Annotated in this window: 10 protein-coding genes and 1 pseudogene; 3 read left to right on the forward strand and 8 right to left on the reverse strand. The window is 63.9% G+C overall.

From position 1 onward, the window contains the following. A pseudogene (locus tag FBZ87_RS20520) lies at window positions 1-479 on the reverse strand (myo-inositol-1-phosphate synthase); the annotation flags it as partial. Window positions 480-913: 434 nt separating this feature from the next. On the opposite strand from FBZ87_RS20520, the gene FBZ87_RS20525 reads away from it, so the two are divergent. Further along, complete coding sequence (locus FBZ87_RS20525) at window positions 914-2668, forward strand: fatty acyl-AMP ligase (protein WP_145612467.1); 1755 nt, start codon at window positions 914-916, stop codon at window positions 2666-2668. Next, complete coding sequence (locus FBZ87_RS20530; protein ID WP_145612468.1) at window positions 2665-3630, forward strand: NAD-dependent epimerase/dehydratase family protein; 966 nt, start codon at window positions 2665-2667, stop codon at window positions 3628-3630. Before FBZ87_RS20525 ends, FBZ87_RS20530 begins: the two co-directional genes overlap by 4 nt. A gap of 6 nt (window positions 3631-3636) precedes the next feature. On the opposite strand, the gene FBZ87_RS20535 is transcribed toward FBZ87_RS20530, so the two are convergent. The 3 genes from FBZ87_RS20535 to FBZ87_RS20545 form a co-directional block, all read right to left on the reverse strand. After that, window positions 3637-4767 (reverse strand): GNAT family N-acetyltransferase, encoded by a 1131-nt coding sequence (locus FBZ87_RS20535; protein WP_145612469.1) that lies wholly within the window; start codon window positions 4765-4767, stop codon window positions 3637-3639. Beyond that, window positions 4764-5555, reverse strand: a complete 792-nt coding sequence (locus FBZ87_RS20540) for a sterol desaturase family protein (RefSeq protein ID WP_246134513.1) — start codon at window positions 5553-5555, stop codon at window positions 4764-4766. The genes FBZ87_RS20535 and FBZ87_RS20540 overlap by 4 nt, the downstream gene beginning before the upstream one ends. 358 nt (window positions 5556-5913) lie before the next feature. Next, entirely contained in the window at window positions 5914-7482 is a 1569-nt protein-coding gene (locus FBZ87_RS20545; RefSeq protein ID WP_145612470.1) for an ATP-binding protein, read from the reverse strand. A 286-nt stretch (window positions 7483-7768) separates the two neighbouring features. Between FBZ87_RS20545 and FBZ87_RS20550 the strand changes: the two genes are divergently transcribed. Continuing rightward, complete coding sequence (locus FBZ87_RS20550) at window positions 7769-8896, forward strand: helix-turn-helix transcriptional regulator (protein WP_246134514.1); 1128 nt, start codon at window positions 7769-7771, stop codon at window positions 8894-8896. A gap of 60 nt (window positions 8897-8956) precedes the next feature. On the opposite strand, the gene FBZ87_RS20555 is transcribed toward FBZ87_RS20550, so the two are convergent. From FBZ87_RS20555 to FBZ87_RS20570, 4 genes are all read right to left on the reverse strand, one after another. Next, window positions 8957-10225: a TolC family protein gene (locus tag FBZ87_RS20555; RefSeq protein ID WP_246134515.1), complete on the reverse strand. Its 1269-nt coding sequence runs from the start codon at window positions 10223-10225 to the stop codon at window positions 8957-8959. 191 nt (window positions 10226-10416) lie between these two features. Beyond that, complete coding sequence (locus FBZ87_RS20560; protein ID WP_145612472.1) at window positions 10417-12372, reverse strand: FUSC family protein; 1956 nt, start codon at window positions 12370-12372, stop codon at window positions 10417-10419. Continuing rightward, entirely contained in the window at window positions 12359-13393 is a 1035-nt protein-coding gene (mdtN, locus tag FBZ87_RS20565; protein ID WP_246134516.1) for a multidrug transporter subunit MdtN, read from the reverse strand. The genes FBZ87_RS20560 and mdtN overlap by 14 nt, the downstream gene beginning before the upstream one ends. Before the next feature lie 8 nt (window positions 13394-13401). Beyond that, window positions 13402-13686 (reverse strand): YtcA family lipoprotein, encoded by a 285-nt coding sequence (locus tag FBZ87_RS20570; protein WP_145612474.1) that lies wholly within the window; start codon window positions 13684-13686, stop codon window positions 13402-13404. Window positions 13687-13825: the final 139 nt, after the last annotated feature.

Here is a 13825-nt window from a genome sequence, read left to right on the forward strand (position 1 = left end):
GATTTGATGTCGTCGCCGATGATGGGCAGGTTGCGGGCCTTGAAGCGGTCGGCGAAGGCTTTGTCGCTGGCGATGAACACCGGCATGTTGTTGATGAAGGCGACGCCGGCCTCCAGCGCGCATTCCGCGTAGAAGCGGGCGGCCTGTTCGGAGCCCACGGGCATGTAGTTCAGCAGGACCTCGGCGCCGGTGCGCTTCAGCTCGGCGACGATCTCCTCCTTGCTCAGCTCGGCCGCGTCGGCGCGCACGAAGGTGCGGTCTTCCGAATAGTCCGCCATGTGGTCGGAGATGCCGTCCAGCACCTGGCCCATCTTGACGGTCACGCCGCTGTCGGGAATGTCGGCCTGGAAAACCTTGGTGCAGTTGGGCTTGGCGAAGATGGCGCGATGGACGTCGGTGCCCACCTTGCGCGCGTCCACGTCGAACGCGGCGACGACCGCGATGTCGCAGGGCAGGAAGCCCCCGATCTCACGATGCATCAGACCAACCACACCGTCGCGGCAGCGCTCAGGGGTGTAGTAATGAATGCCCTGGATCAGCGCGCTCGCACAGTTTCCGATGCCTGCGATGGCAATACGGATTTTGGCCCTCTGCATGACGTAACCTGTGAGTTGCTAGTTGCAAAAAAACTTCGGCACCCCGCCGGACCTCGGTCACAGACCGTGCCATCGTGTCCGCGCTAAGGAGCTTGGCATGTACAGGTAACGATAGCGCATGACATAGATCGGAAACAGCATTGACATTAACCTGCAAAGCCACTTGCCCATCTACCGGGGCGCCGGGCCGGCCACAAGCGCCGCGTTCGGCGCATCAGCCTCAACGACGGCACATTTGCCTTTCTGTCATCAATTTGCATACCTGTTTTCAAATCCCCTCGGCGTAAAGCCATAGAGAGTTAGGGTTACACGTAAAAATGACGTCTCCGACGCCCTCCCACCATCCCGGGCTCCCGACTCGCCATGCGGATTTCCTGTCCGTGGCCGACGCGCTGGATTACGCCGCCCAGGGCCCTACGGGTTACAATTTCTATTCCGGCAAGGGTGTCCTCAGCGAGGCCTTGCCCTACGCCACGCTGCGGGAGCAGGCGATCGATCTGGCCCGCCGCCTGTTGGGCATAGGCCTGGAACCCGGCGACCGCGTCGGCCTGATCGCGGAAAGTGATGGTGATTTCGTCCGCGCCTTCTTCGCGTGCCAATACGCCCGGCTGGTACCGGCGCCCATGCCACTGCCCTCGGCGTTCGGCGGCAAGGATACCTACATCGCCCATATCCGGCGCATGCTGGAAAGCTGCGGTGCCATCGCCGCCTTCGGGCCGGCCATGCTCAACGACTGGCTGGCCCAGTCGGTGGAGGGCCTGGACCTCAAGATTTCCGGCACCTTGGCCCTGCTGGACGACGTGGCGCCGTACGCCGGCGACCTGCCGGCACAGTCCGCCGACAGCATCAGCTACCTGCAATTCTCATCGGGCAGCACACGCTTCCCCATGGGCGTCGCCGTGACGCAGCGCGCCTTCCTCAGCAATGCCGCCCACGTGGGCCGCACCGGCCTGGCCATCGACGACGGCGACCGCTGCATTTCCTGGCTACCCTTTTACCATGACATGGGCCTGGTCGGATTCCTGCTGATCCCCATGGCGTGCCAGGTGTCGGTGGACACGCTGCCCACCCGGGAATTCGCCCGCCGCCCCCTGATGTGGCTGGATCTCATCAGCCGCAACCGCGGCACCATCTCCTACAGCCCATCCTTCGGGTATGAGTTGTGCGCCCGCCGGGCGGAGACGTTGTCGACCGAGGGGATCGACCTTTCCAGCTGGCGCAGCGCCGGCATCGGCGGCGACATGATTCGTCCGCATGTGCTGGCCAACTTCGCGTCGCGCTTCGCCGCCAACGGCTTCGACGCCCGCGCCTTCGTGCCCAGCTACGGCATGGCCGAGGCGACGCTAGCCCTGAACTTCACGCCCAAGGGCCAGGGCGTGCGCCACGACGTGGTCGACAGCATCCTGCTGGAGAGGGAACACCGCGCTGTGCCGGCCGCGCCCGGCGCCGAACGCAGCCGCACTTTCGTGCTCTGCGGCCACATCCTGCCCGACCACACCATCGAGGTGCGCGACGGCGCCGGCCAGCCGCAGCCGCCGCGCCACGTCGGGCGTATCTTCGTCCGCGGTCCCAGCCTGATGAGCGGCTATTTCGACGCACCGGAGGAAACCGCCCGGGTCCTGGACGAGGACGGCTGGCTGGATACCGGCGACCTGGGCTACCTGCTGGATGACCAGATCGTCCTGACCGGGCGGGCCAAGGACCTGATCATCGTCAACGGCCGCAATCTGTGGCCGCAGGATCTGGAGTGGACGGCGGAGGCGGAAATCACCGCCCTGCGCAGCGGCGACGTCGCGGTCTTCTCCGTCGACAGCGGTGACGAGGAAGAGGTAGTGGCGCTGGTGCAGTGCCGCAGCCAGGACCAGGCCGCACGGGACGCCTTGGCCGGCGAAATCAGCCAGGTCTTCCGCAGCCGCTATGGTGTGCTGGTCCGCGTTGTCCTGGTGCCGCCGCACAGCCTGCCGCAGACCACGTCGGGCAAGCTCAGCCGCAGCCGGGCGAAGGCTCTGTATCAGGCGGGCGACATGCCCATCCTGGGCGTCTCCGCGCCGGTGGAGCCCGTCCCGGCATGAACGGGCGGCCCATCGTCGCTGTCACGGGCGCGACGGGCTTTCTCGGGCTGCATCTGGTCGCCACCCTGGCGCGGTCGGGCGCACGGTTGCGGATATTGGCCCGCCGGCCGCCGGACCACCCGTTCTGGGCTGGCCTGACCTTCGAGACCGTCCGGGGCGGGCTGGAGGACCCCGATGCTTTGGCGCGGCTGGCCGAGGGGGCGCAGGTGCTGATCCACGCCGCCGGCCTGATCAAAGCGCCGGACCGGAACGCCTTCATGGCAACCAACCGGGACGGCACCGCCCGGATGGCATCGACATTGCGCCGCCTGGCGCCCCAGGCCCACCTCATCGTCGTCTCCTCCCTGGCTGCGCGTGAGCCGCAGCTGTCGGACTACGCGGCCAGCAAGCGGGCGGGTGAGGAGGCGGCACACCAGGCTTATGCGGATGCGCCGGGGCAACTGGCCGTCCTGCGCCCGCCCATGATCTACGGTCCCTGGGACCGGGAGACGCTGACGATTTTCAGAACGGCGTCACGGCCGATCATCCCGCTGGTGAGCGACGGGCGCCTGGCAGCGGTCCACGTCAGCGACGCGGCCGGGGCCTTGAGCGCTATCGCGACCGGCACCGGGGCCCCCTGTGGCGGCACCTACGCCTTGGCCGACACCGAGCCGGCCGGGTATGCCATGGCCGAGATGATGCGGCAGGCCGCCCTGGCCGTGCGCGGCGACGCGCGGCCCCGATTCCTGCGGGTGCCCAGCCGCCTGCTGCTGGCGGCCGGACAGGCCTCATCCTGGTGGGGAAGGGTGCGCGGCGCCGCCCCCATATTCACCACGGGCAAGGCGCGGGAGATCCTGCACCCCGACTGGACGGTCACGCCCGACGAGTTGCTGCCCGCAGCGGTATACCAGCCCGCCGTAAGCCTGGCGCAAGGGTTCCGCGACACCGTCGGCTGGTACAGGTCTGCCGGCTGGCTGCCGTAAGCCGTTTCAGAGCGCCTTCTCATAGATGCGGTAGGTTTTGTAGGCCACGCCGCCCAGGCTTTCGTTGATGCGGCGCATGGGCATGTTGTTCTCCAGAATCCACGACAGCTCGATGTGCTGGAAGCCCATGGCCGCCGCGTCGGTGCGCACGGCGTCGATCAGCAGGAAGGGCAGCAGGCTGCCGATCATGCCCTGGGACGCGGCCTTGCGGATGCCCATCAGCGGCACGCGCGCGGTCTTGAGGCCGGCGACCTTCAGCCGCCACAGCAGCTTGGCCCAGCCCAGGGGCAGCAGCTTGCCGTTCAGGTCGCGGATGGCCTCGTTCAGGTTGGGCAGGCAGACGATGAAGCCGACCGCCTCGCCATCCTGCTCCACGAACCGCACCAGGCGCGGGTTCAACAAGGGCTTCAGCGACTTGGCCAGATAGTCGGTCTCCACCTCCGTCAGGGGGACGAAGCCCCAATTGTCCCGCCAAGCGTCGTTGAAGATGGAGGTGACGGCCTTGATCTCGTCATCGTAGCGCTTGAAGTCCATGCGCCGTACCGTGACGCCCTTGGGCAACGGCCGGTCGATCAGGCGGCGGGCGCCGGCGGGCAGATCCTTGGTGATGTCGTAAAGATAGGCGTAGACGTCCTTTTCCTTGCGCAGGCCCTGCTCTTCCAGGCGGGGGCCCAGGTAGGGCTTGTCGTGCCCCATGAGCAGCATGGGCGGCGTGCCGAAGCCGTCGACCAGCAGGCCGATCTCCTCATTGATGTTGAGGTTCAGCGGGCCCTGCATGCGAGTCATGTCGCGGGCCCGTAGCCAGTCGGCGGCCACGTCCAGCAGGGCCTTGATGATTGCCGGATCGTCCTCCGCGGCGATCAGGCCGAACTGCCCGGTCCCGTCCGGCCGCAACTCCAAGGCGTGATGGTCGATCTGGGCGCTGATCCGACCCACGTCCCGGCCGTCCTTCCGGGCCAGCCAGAACTGCACGTCGGCGTGGCCGAAGAAGGGGTTCTTGGCCGTCAGCGCCTCCTTACGCTCCAGATGCAGCGGCGCGATGTAGTGCGGATCGTCCTTGTGCAGCCTTTCGGGCAGGCGGATGAAACGGTCGAGAAGGGCGGGCCCCGTCACGGGGACAATGTCGATCGCGGTCACGAGGCCGCACCACCTGTTTCAGAAGTTGCGAACGCGGTTGGCGGACGATCACGCGGCGGCGAGCCGGTTACCTCCATCACCCAGGGATAACGGCGGGCCTCGTCAAGGTCATAGCCGAGGTTGAAGACCGTGGCGCTTTTCGGGCAGTCGCGGGCCGAGGCGAAATAGGTGCCGAACAGCCGGTCGGGCGTGAAGCTGACGATACCCAGGTTGGTGTCCTCATTATGGAAATGATGGATCAGGTGATCGCGCTTCAGCTTCTGGATGAAGCGGCTCTTGGGCTTGTAGTTCAGGTGCTGGATGCAGTGGATGAATTCATAGACGCAGGTGGTGGCCAGGCCAGTCGCCAAGGCGGCGCCAGCGGCCGGCCAGCCGCCGACGACATAGCCGACCGGCATGGACACCAGGGCGATAGTCGGCAGCGTGTTGGCGGGTGAGCCGAACAGGACCTCCAGCAGGTGAGGATCCTGGTGGTGGTCGAAATGGATGCGCTTCCACAGGCTGGCCGACCATTTCATCCGGTACAGCCAGCGGCCGTGCAGGATGTAGCGATGGATCAGGAACCAGGCCATGGGATAGACGAAGAAAACCGCCAGGACGGCCAGCGCCGGCCCCTGCCAATTCCGCGCCGTGACGATGGTGTAGGCTGCGGCGGCCACGGCCAGCAGGCCGTAGATCTGGATCGCCGGATAGGTGAGATACGCCCGCCAGAGATCCGCCAGGGTCATGCGGCCGAGATCGTAACTGCGCCCATGCCAAGCGCGACCCCAGGCGAGTTTCTGTGCCATTTCCTTAACCTCAAAGTCCCCAACGCCTTTTACCCATGGCGCCCGGCCTAGTTCTAGTGATGAATTTGCCGGGGGTAAATCCCCGCATCCATCGCAGCGGCGCCGCATATGCGCTATGGGCGGCATCACAGCCGGCCAGGTTGTGCGTCGCCGCCGGCTGAGCGGGAGGCTCGCCGGATTGGCTCGGCAATGACCTGGGTGCATGTTGGCGATGGAGGCGTGCTGCGGGGCGCATCAGCTGGGGCGGCGGTTGGCCGCGCAGGGGGCAGGAGGTCTGGCTGATGGCGCGCCTGCTGATGTGGAAGCACATGCTATGCCGACCGGCGTCCAAGCCGCGTGCCGATTACACCGGCACCTCTCAGTATATCAGTTCACTCCCGGAAGGATAAGAGTAACAGAAGCGCGCATGGTTGTAGGCGACGGCTCGCGCTTCGTCCGGCGACTCCATCTTGGACAATCCATAAACGCGGGTGGTATCGAGTAATCGATAGCGGGCGCCGTGTGGTGTTTCGTGCAGTGCCACCAGCGATTTTGAAACCAGGTTGGCTAGGATTCTCACCACCGAATGCCTGTCAGAATTATCCCTGTCAGAATTATCAAGGCAGGCGACGGCGATCGCGGCATCCAGGGTGAAGTAACCCACGAAAATGGAAATTCGACGGAGCACGGCCCGTTCCGGTTCATTCAGTAGTTCGTAACTCCAGTCGAGGGCGGCGCTCAAGGTCTGGAGCCGGAGCGGCGCCGTCCGCCGGCCTTCCCACAGCAGGCGAAAATGCCCATTCAGAAGGGCCGCCGTTTGCCTGATGCCATAGGCAGGAACACGACCCGCCGCCAGTTCCAGGGCTAGGGGGATGCCATCGAGCTTGCGACATATTTCGCCGACCAACGGCGTGTCTTCGTCCGACAACTGAAAGCCCAGTTGATTGGCCTGGACACGATCAATGAAAAACTCCACCGCCGAGTAGCATAATGCGGCTTCACTTGATGAAGGGAGGGTCGGGGGCGGGCACGCCAGCGGAAATAGCCGGAAGACATGTTCCCCTTCCGCCCTCAACGATTCCCGGCTTGTCGCCAAGATGCTCAGTTCGGGAAGGCAGCTGAATAGCTTTTCCGCGAGGTCGGCAACGAAATCTATGACGTGTTCACAGCTATCAAGAATTAACAACATTCTGCGATCGCGGAAAATCGCGAGAAGGTGTTCCAACCGATAATCAACCGGCAAGGAATGTCCGGCGGCCGCAGCAATGGCGGCAGGGACCAAAGCGTCGCCGTTGAGGGCGCCGAGTTCGACAAATGCGACACCGTCAGGAAAATATTCGAGAAGGTCGTGGCCCAATTTGACCGCCAGCGTCGTTTTCCCGATGCCGGGCGGCCCGACCAGCGTCAGGAAGCGGCGAGCCAGCAGTTCGCTGCCGGCGTCCACGACCGTTGCGTCGATGCCGATGACGCGGCGCGTTCTAAGCGGGAGCTGGGGCACCTGTACGGCTGTTGCGCCCAGGGGTGCATTGGGAGACGGTGTCGCCGTGGCCGTGAAACAATAGCCGCGCCCCGCCACAGTCGTAAGGTACCTGCCATCCTGGGCGCTGTCGCCGAGTGCTTTGCGCAGCGCGACGATATGGAACCGCAGGTTCCCTTCTTCGACGATCACGCCCGGCCAAACGACACGGGTGAGTTCGGCCTTGCTGACCACTTGGCCGCAGCGTGCGGCCAACGCAAAAAGAACGTCGAGTGCCCGCCCACCCAGCGGAACGAGCTTGCCATCCCGCTCCAGGCGCCTCTCGGCGCGCGACAGGCGGAAAGGGCCGAAATGCAAGTCGTCACTGGTGCCCTGATCTTCAGGGCTGGCAACTGCAAGTGGAGATGCGAACGCCATCATATTGTCCTCTTGCAGCTTGAGGTAGCATTCGCGGAAATAAAGCTGACACATAGCATGCGCTACATGGGCCTTGTGGATCGGGCATCCGGAATTTGAATGGGGTGTCAATCAGATGGGCAAGCCTATCAGCTTGGTTTATCAGAAAGATTGAAGCTTATTGGCCGCTTGGTCTCAAATTGCGGTGGGCGCGGCCGTTAGCTCAAGGCGCACGTGGACGCGGCAACGAAGGCGGCCGCGATAAAACTGGCTATGTCTTCCCGCTCGTGGACTGGCTGGTAAAACGGGATACCTCGAAGTGCATATCCATTAGGGCGGTCGGCATCACAGTAGAACGCGGTTGCAGACTTCTCCGGAAAAAGCAAAAGTCGTCGAAGAAACGCAGATTGGCGTACCGCGGCGTTGGATCCTGTGCATTCCCAAACGCCTGTTTGGAAGCGCAGCAGTAAGATTAATTTTAAATCCGCTCGCTAAACTTCAACTGATTCCGCCCTGCCATGCGGGCAGGTTCGCGGTAAGGACCCCGTTAATGTCGGCTAAACAATATCAGCAGGCGGTCAATTTCGAGCAGGCGCGACAGCAGCTCAGCGATCGCCCCTTGCGTGCCACCAGCGCCGGCCGGTTATGGGAAGGTATTTCTTTGGATGAGTATGCCGACTATTATATGGATGGCAGCCAGTTCATGCCGCCACGCGACCATCATATTGTTACCGTCTCGCTCGGCCGCTCGTCAGACGTTCTGCAAGAACGGCTCGGTAAGACCTTTGAAAGTCCAAGCCTCTTCGGCGAAGCCACGATGATGCCCGCCGGATATGAAACCCGTTTCCGTGGCCTGTTACCTCGGCATATCAGAATTGGCCTGATGCCGGAGCAGTTGATAGAAGCAGCTGATGCCTGCAGGCGTATCGGGACAGCATCCAAGCCTCGCTTCCTCAGCAATTTTCGGGTGCGGGATCCGTGGCTCGTTCACATGGGCGAAATGCTGTCGCTGGAGTTGGGGCGGGCTCCGCATCCAGCACAAGACCTCCTGATTGAGTCGCTGTCCGTGGCGCTGTCAGTCCACCTGGTCCGCGGCTACAGTGCCGACGTACATGAAAGCGCCCCGCCTGCGGCGATGCTATCCTCGGCCGCTATGAGACGCGCCTTCGCCTATGTCGAAGATCGGGGGATGGAGAAGATTTCTCTCGCTGAACTCGCCGAAGCGGCAGGTGTGAACCGGTTTCACCTGGTCAAGATCTTTAAAAAAGAAGTGGGCATGTCTCCAATGAGATACTTGGAGCGGTTGAGAATCGAGCGAGCGAAGGAGCTGGTCCGGGCCGCAGAACTGCCGCTTGCGGATATCGCCTACGCGGTAGGCTTTTCCGACCAGAGCCATTTCACGCGCCGCTTCCGCCATCATGTCGGCTGCACGCCGGCGGCGTATGCGCGGGAGAATGGGCGACGTTTTCTGCCGGTCAACTCCAACTAACTGATTTTATTGTGATGGAAACGACCGTAATGCGCCGCGTCGGCGCGCGATTGATTCCTTTCATGGCATTGAGCCAGTCGCGAAGGCTAGTGCCGCGGCCGCGGTGAAAACATTGGCATGGGCATCTTCCTTGTCCGACTGGGCGCGGGCAAGGGACGTTTCCGATGTGACCAGGTCGGTGTAAGTCCCGACGCCATGACGATAAGCTTCCAGGGCGGACTCATAGGCCGTCTGGGCCGCCTTGGTGAGGACCACGGCGGCCTGGTATTCGGCGAAGCTGGTCGTCAGCGCGTCATAGGCATCGATCACTTTTTTGGACGCGGCGTCGCGGGTTCGGTCGAGTTCCCAATTGGCGGTGGCCAGTTCGGAATTGGCTTGCGCCACCTTGGCGTCCCGCACGCCGCCGTCATAAAGCGGCAGGCTGATCCTCAGCAGAATGGAGGAGCCGGGAAGATTGACGGTGCTGTAGGGACGGCCCTGCGAACTCAACTGGCCGATGTTTTCATAGATCTTGGTATCGATCCCCACGGTCGGATAGTAGGTGGCCTTCGCTGACCGAATGCGCCCCTCGGCAGCCCGAACCTTTCCCAAGGCGGCCAGCATGTCGGGACGGGCATTCAATGCCTCATGGATCATCTGCTCGACATCCCCCGAGGGCAGCGCCGGCAACGGCAATTCCGAACTATCGGTGGTTTGCAGCGGCTCTGACGGCGGCAGGCCCAGGCTGACCATCAGTGCCGTGTAGGCGGCGCGCTCCGCGCCACGGGCCCGTTCAAGATTGAACCGTGTCTGGGCCGTTTCCCGTTCCGCCTGATGCAGGGCCACCACGGTGGCCAGGCCATTGCTCTGCTTCCCTTGGGTCGCCTCCTGCACCACCAGCGCGTTATCCAAAGCCTTCTGCGCCACTTTGAGCCGGCCACGGGTGGCGCCGAGGGCGAAATAGTCGCGGCTCACTTCATAGATCAGCCGCTGGTGGACGCCGTTGAAGGCGACATTGGAAACGAACGAATTGGCTTTGGCCTCGTCAACGGCGCCGGCACGCTGGCCGAAATCGAACAACAGCCATTTGGCGGTCAGCGCCGGAACCAGCTCTCGGCTGTTGCTGGTGAAATACCCTTTCGGGATCAAAGACGTGGGGGCCGGCAGCGGTGTGTGCTGGAAGCCGCCGATCGCCTCCGCCGAAATCTGCGGCAGGTAGGCGGCTTCGGCAAGGCCAACCCCCAACGCCGCCTGGCGGGCCCTTTCCCAGGCGATGCGCGTGTCGGGATTGTTCCGCTGGGAAAGGTCGATCAGGGCCGGCAGATCGTAGCGCCGGGATGGGTCGATCATCACCGGTGACAGAACGACCTCCGTAGCCTCATGGCGCACGATTGACCCTTGTGCCGGCTGGGCCGAATAATCCGTCGGTAGCAGAATGGGGCGATCCGGACTGGACGGAGCCAGGTCCAGCCTGTCCGTGGCACAGGCGGAAGCAAGAAGGGGACAGAGTAGAAGGGCAGTGCGGAGGTACAGCACGGCTGTCAACTCCTGGCGTCGGTTGCGAGGGCGATTTGCTGCAGGAGCAATTTGCGGGCTTGTAGGGCGATGCGATCATCCGCTGGGGTCACCGCGAGCAAGCCGTCGAGATCCGCAGCTGCCTGGTGTGGCGGTGGCTGGACAGAGGCGCCACCCGCAACCCGGTCGGCGCTGGCGATTAGCCAATCCGCGGCGGCGGCATCGGCTGGTGCGGCAGCGGGACTTGCGGCCTGATCGGCAATGGTGAAGGTCGCCGCGGCGATCCGGTCGAGCGAGCCGAGGGTCAACACTTCATGCTTCTGGAGCGCACGCTCCGGAAGCGCCTTCAGTTCAAACAAGGCAAGGCCGGTGAAGCGGTGGGCGGCCCCCAGCGCCCGCAGCGCGGCCAGCCGGGTACCTGGCGTACCGGAACTCAACAGTCGGGCCAAGGCGCGCAAGGCCTCGGCTATAGAGCTTCGGACCCGGTCCGTGGCACTGACCGGCCACAACAGGCTGAAAACGAGGGACATCACCACGTTGCCAAGCAGAATGCCGGCGATGCGATCGCGCGGAATCGTGAGATCGGTTGACGGGGCATAGCCCTGCAGCACGGTGAGGAAAAAGGCGAAGGCCAGCTGCATGCCGGCGTAGGAAAGCCTGTCGCTGCTGGTTGAGATCCAGGCCCCCAGCGCGGAGCCACCCAGAATGAGCAGCGACAGCTGACCGATGTCGGTCATATGAGGCAGGATGAACACCACGCACATCCCACCCAGCAGCCCACCCAGAATTGCTCCGCTGAGGCGCAGTGTCAGCTTGTGCATGGTTTCGCCCAGGCTTCCGAGGGCCACGAAAAAGCAGGTGGTGATCGCCGTATCGATGCCGGGCCAATCCACCAAATTATAAGCGACGTAGCAGACCATGGCGGCCAGGGTGGTCTTAAGGGCAAAGCGCCCATGCGACGGGTTGGTGAAGGCATCACCTACAAAAAGGGGCTTCCGTTGCCTCGGTGCGGCCGCATTTATTGAGCCGCGCTGAGACAGGCCGTCCCGCAGCCGCATCATCGCCGTGCGGAACGCGATCACGACCGCGGTCGCTTCAGGCGTCAACTCCAGCGTGGGTATTGCCAGGGCGAGGGGGAAGGGGGCCGGCGGCGCCCCTCCGGATAGGAATGTCGCACAGTCTTCCGCCACTGCCGCCAAGGGCAGTCGGATCGCGGCGGGTGTCTGCCGGGGCAGCAAGGGACAAAGGGCGAGCAGTTCCGCCACAGTCTCGATCAGCATGCTGTCCAGTGCGTCGCGTCCATGCAGGCCGGGGTTCAAAAAGCTGGCCTTGTGGCGCACTTCCATCAGAGTGACCGCTTCCTCCCGTCGTTGTGCCAAGCCCGAGAAATCTCCGCATCGGAGCGCGTCCGCCAAGGCCGTGAGCAAGTCGTGGGCGGAACGCCGCGCCAGGCGCGCAGGATCCACCCCGATCAGCAGATTGACCAGGATGGTCGCCACGACCGGGATCATCACCACGACCCACAACCAGAGCACCGTATGGGTCAATGCTTCGAGGTTAGGGATTTCGTCGATCAGGGTCTGGGACAGGACGAGCACGAAGCTCGCCAGGAACATCACCGGACCCAGCGTCATGACCCGCACCAGATACATGCCTACAAAGGTGCTCAACGCCATCAGCGGAATGCGAAGTGCCGGCTCCGACGCGTCGAAGACATAAAACAGCAGCGACAGCCCGATGGCGATGGTGAACGCGAGCGCCGCCACCAAGCCGACCATCACCGTGCTTGTCGCCTCACCACCACTGATCAGGAACACCGCGTAAGCCATGTAGGGCGTCAGCGGCACCTGGAAGATCTGGCCGATGATCACGACGACCGTACAGGTGACGGCGATACGGCAGACCTGGCCTAACCTTCCTGGCCGCGGTGCCAGCTCGGCCCGGAGGAAGGCCAGCAGGGATGGTTCATCAGCGGCGGGCATGCCGCACCATGACGGTCACCGTCCCCCCGATGCGCATGAACGATTCCGGCGGTTCGGTCAGGCGAATGCGAACAGGGAAACGCTGCGCCACCACCACCCAGCTGAGGGTTCGACCCACCGTCGGCAGGGATGGGCCACCGCCGTCTTCGGGCCGGACGCCCCAGCCGATGCTGTCCACCTTGCCTTGCAGGGGATGGCCATTGTCCATCATCATCCAGATCGTGGCGTCGTCGCCGGCAGCGACGGCGGATAGCTCGGTCTCGCGGAAATTGGCTACTGCATACCATTCATCCGCCTTGACCAGGGTGAACAGCGGATGGCCGGCGACCGCGTAGGCGCCATCGGCAATATCCAGCCCCACCACCACCCCGTCGAACGGGGCCACCACCGTCGACAGCCTCAGGTCGCGTTCCGCCAGGGCTACACTGGCCTCAGCGCCGGCGAGTTGTGCTTCGAGACTGTCGGTATCGCCCACCATCTGACGAGCCTGCTGGGCCTGCTGGGTGGCGGCGGTCAGCGCTGCCGCGGCCGTCTGCACATTGGTGCGGGCCTCATCCACTTGCTGCGCGGTGACATAGCCCTTGCCGAGCAGCGGGGAAAGCCGGTCAAGCGTGTCCTGCGCCAATTTGTATTGGGTTCGGGCGCGGCCCACCTGGGTGGCGGCGGCATCGGCGCCGGATGACTGGCCTGCCACCTGCCGCCCCGTGAGCGCGATCTGCGCCTTGAGCGCCGCCACCTGCGCACGCGCCTGGCGGAGCCTCAGCTCGAACGGCTCCGGGTCGATCACCACGAGAGCCTGTCCCTTCGTAACGCGTTGGTTATCGCGCACCTTAAGGTTGATGATACGTCCGCTGACTTCAGGGGCCAGCCCCGCGCTGTCGGCGTACAGGAACGCGTCGTGGGTGCGTGGCCGGCTGTCGATGCGCACCAGGACGGTCGCCCCCAATCCAATGGCCAGCAGCACCACGACTGCCGCGAAGACCTTTCCCAACAGCCGTTTGATGGCGCTGGGTGCCGGCATTTCGGCTTCTAGTCCTGCCATAGCAGCCACACCGCGAAGGAGACGGCTACCGCCAGGATCAGATGGACGAGCAGGGCGGCTGGCACTGCGCGCGCCATCCCGACCGCGGAAAGAATGAGCCGGATGGCCACGGAGGCGACGGCCCCGATCAGGAAGCAAATCATCCAGGACGGGAAGAACGAGCCCAGAATGCTTTGGGTTGGGGCAGTGTTGCAACTGGACAGGCAACCCGTCAGGAGCAAGGCGCCGGCGGGAACGAGCCAGCGGTCCGGGGCGGTACGGGAATGGGGCATCGTGGGAACCGGAGGCGAGGTGAATATCCGGTCTAAAAGCTATTCGGTGTGATTTCCCCGGGATTGCATCCCGTTGCGCCGACTTGGAAATCCTTGCTTGCGTGTGCCAAGGGCATGCGCCGACGCCAGCAACAATAAC

Origin of the sequence: Nitrospirillum amazonense, assembly GCF_007828035.1 — a bacterium.
In the GTDB taxonomy this organism is placed as follows: domain Bacteria; phylum Pseudomonadota; class Alphaproteobacteria; order Azospirillales; family Azospirillaceae; genus Nitrospirillum; species Nitrospirillum amazonense.

Excerpts from the sequence above, each read along its gene's own strand:
- FBZ87_RS20525 (WP_145612467.1), top strand. The coding sequence starts at position 914 with ATGACGTCTCCGACGCCCTCCCACCATCCCGGGCTCCCGACTCGCCAT.
- FBZ87_RS20555 (WP_246134515.1), bottom strand. The coding sequence starts at position 10,225 with ATGATCGACCCATCCCGGCGCTACGATCTGCCGGCCCTGATCGACCTT.
- FBZ87_RS20545 (WP_145612470.1), bottom strand. The coding sequence starts at position 7,482 with ATGTGTCAGCTTTATTTCCGCGAATGCTACCTCAAGCTGCAAGAGGAC.
- mdtN (WP_246134516.1), bottom strand. The coding sequence starts at position 13,393 with ATGCCGGCACCCAGCGCCATCAAACGGCTGTTGGGAAAGGTCTTCGCG.
- FBZ87_RS20570 (WP_145612474.1), bottom strand. The coding sequence starts at position 13,686 with ATGCCCCATTCCCGTACCGCCCCGGACCGCTGGCTCGTTCCCGCCGGC.
- FBZ87_RS20560 (WP_145612472.1), bottom strand. The coding sequence starts at position 12,372 with ATGCCCGCCGCTGATGAACCATCCCTGCTGGCCTTCCTCCGGGCCGAG.
- FBZ87_RS20540 (WP_246134513.1), bottom strand. The coding sequence starts at position 5,555 with ATGGCACAGAAACTCGCCTGGGGTCGCGCTTGGCATGGGCGCAGTTAC.
- FBZ87_RS20530 (WP_145612468.1), top strand. The coding sequence starts at position 2,665 with ATGAACGGGCGGCCCATCGTCGCTGTCACGGGCGCGACGGGCTTTCTC.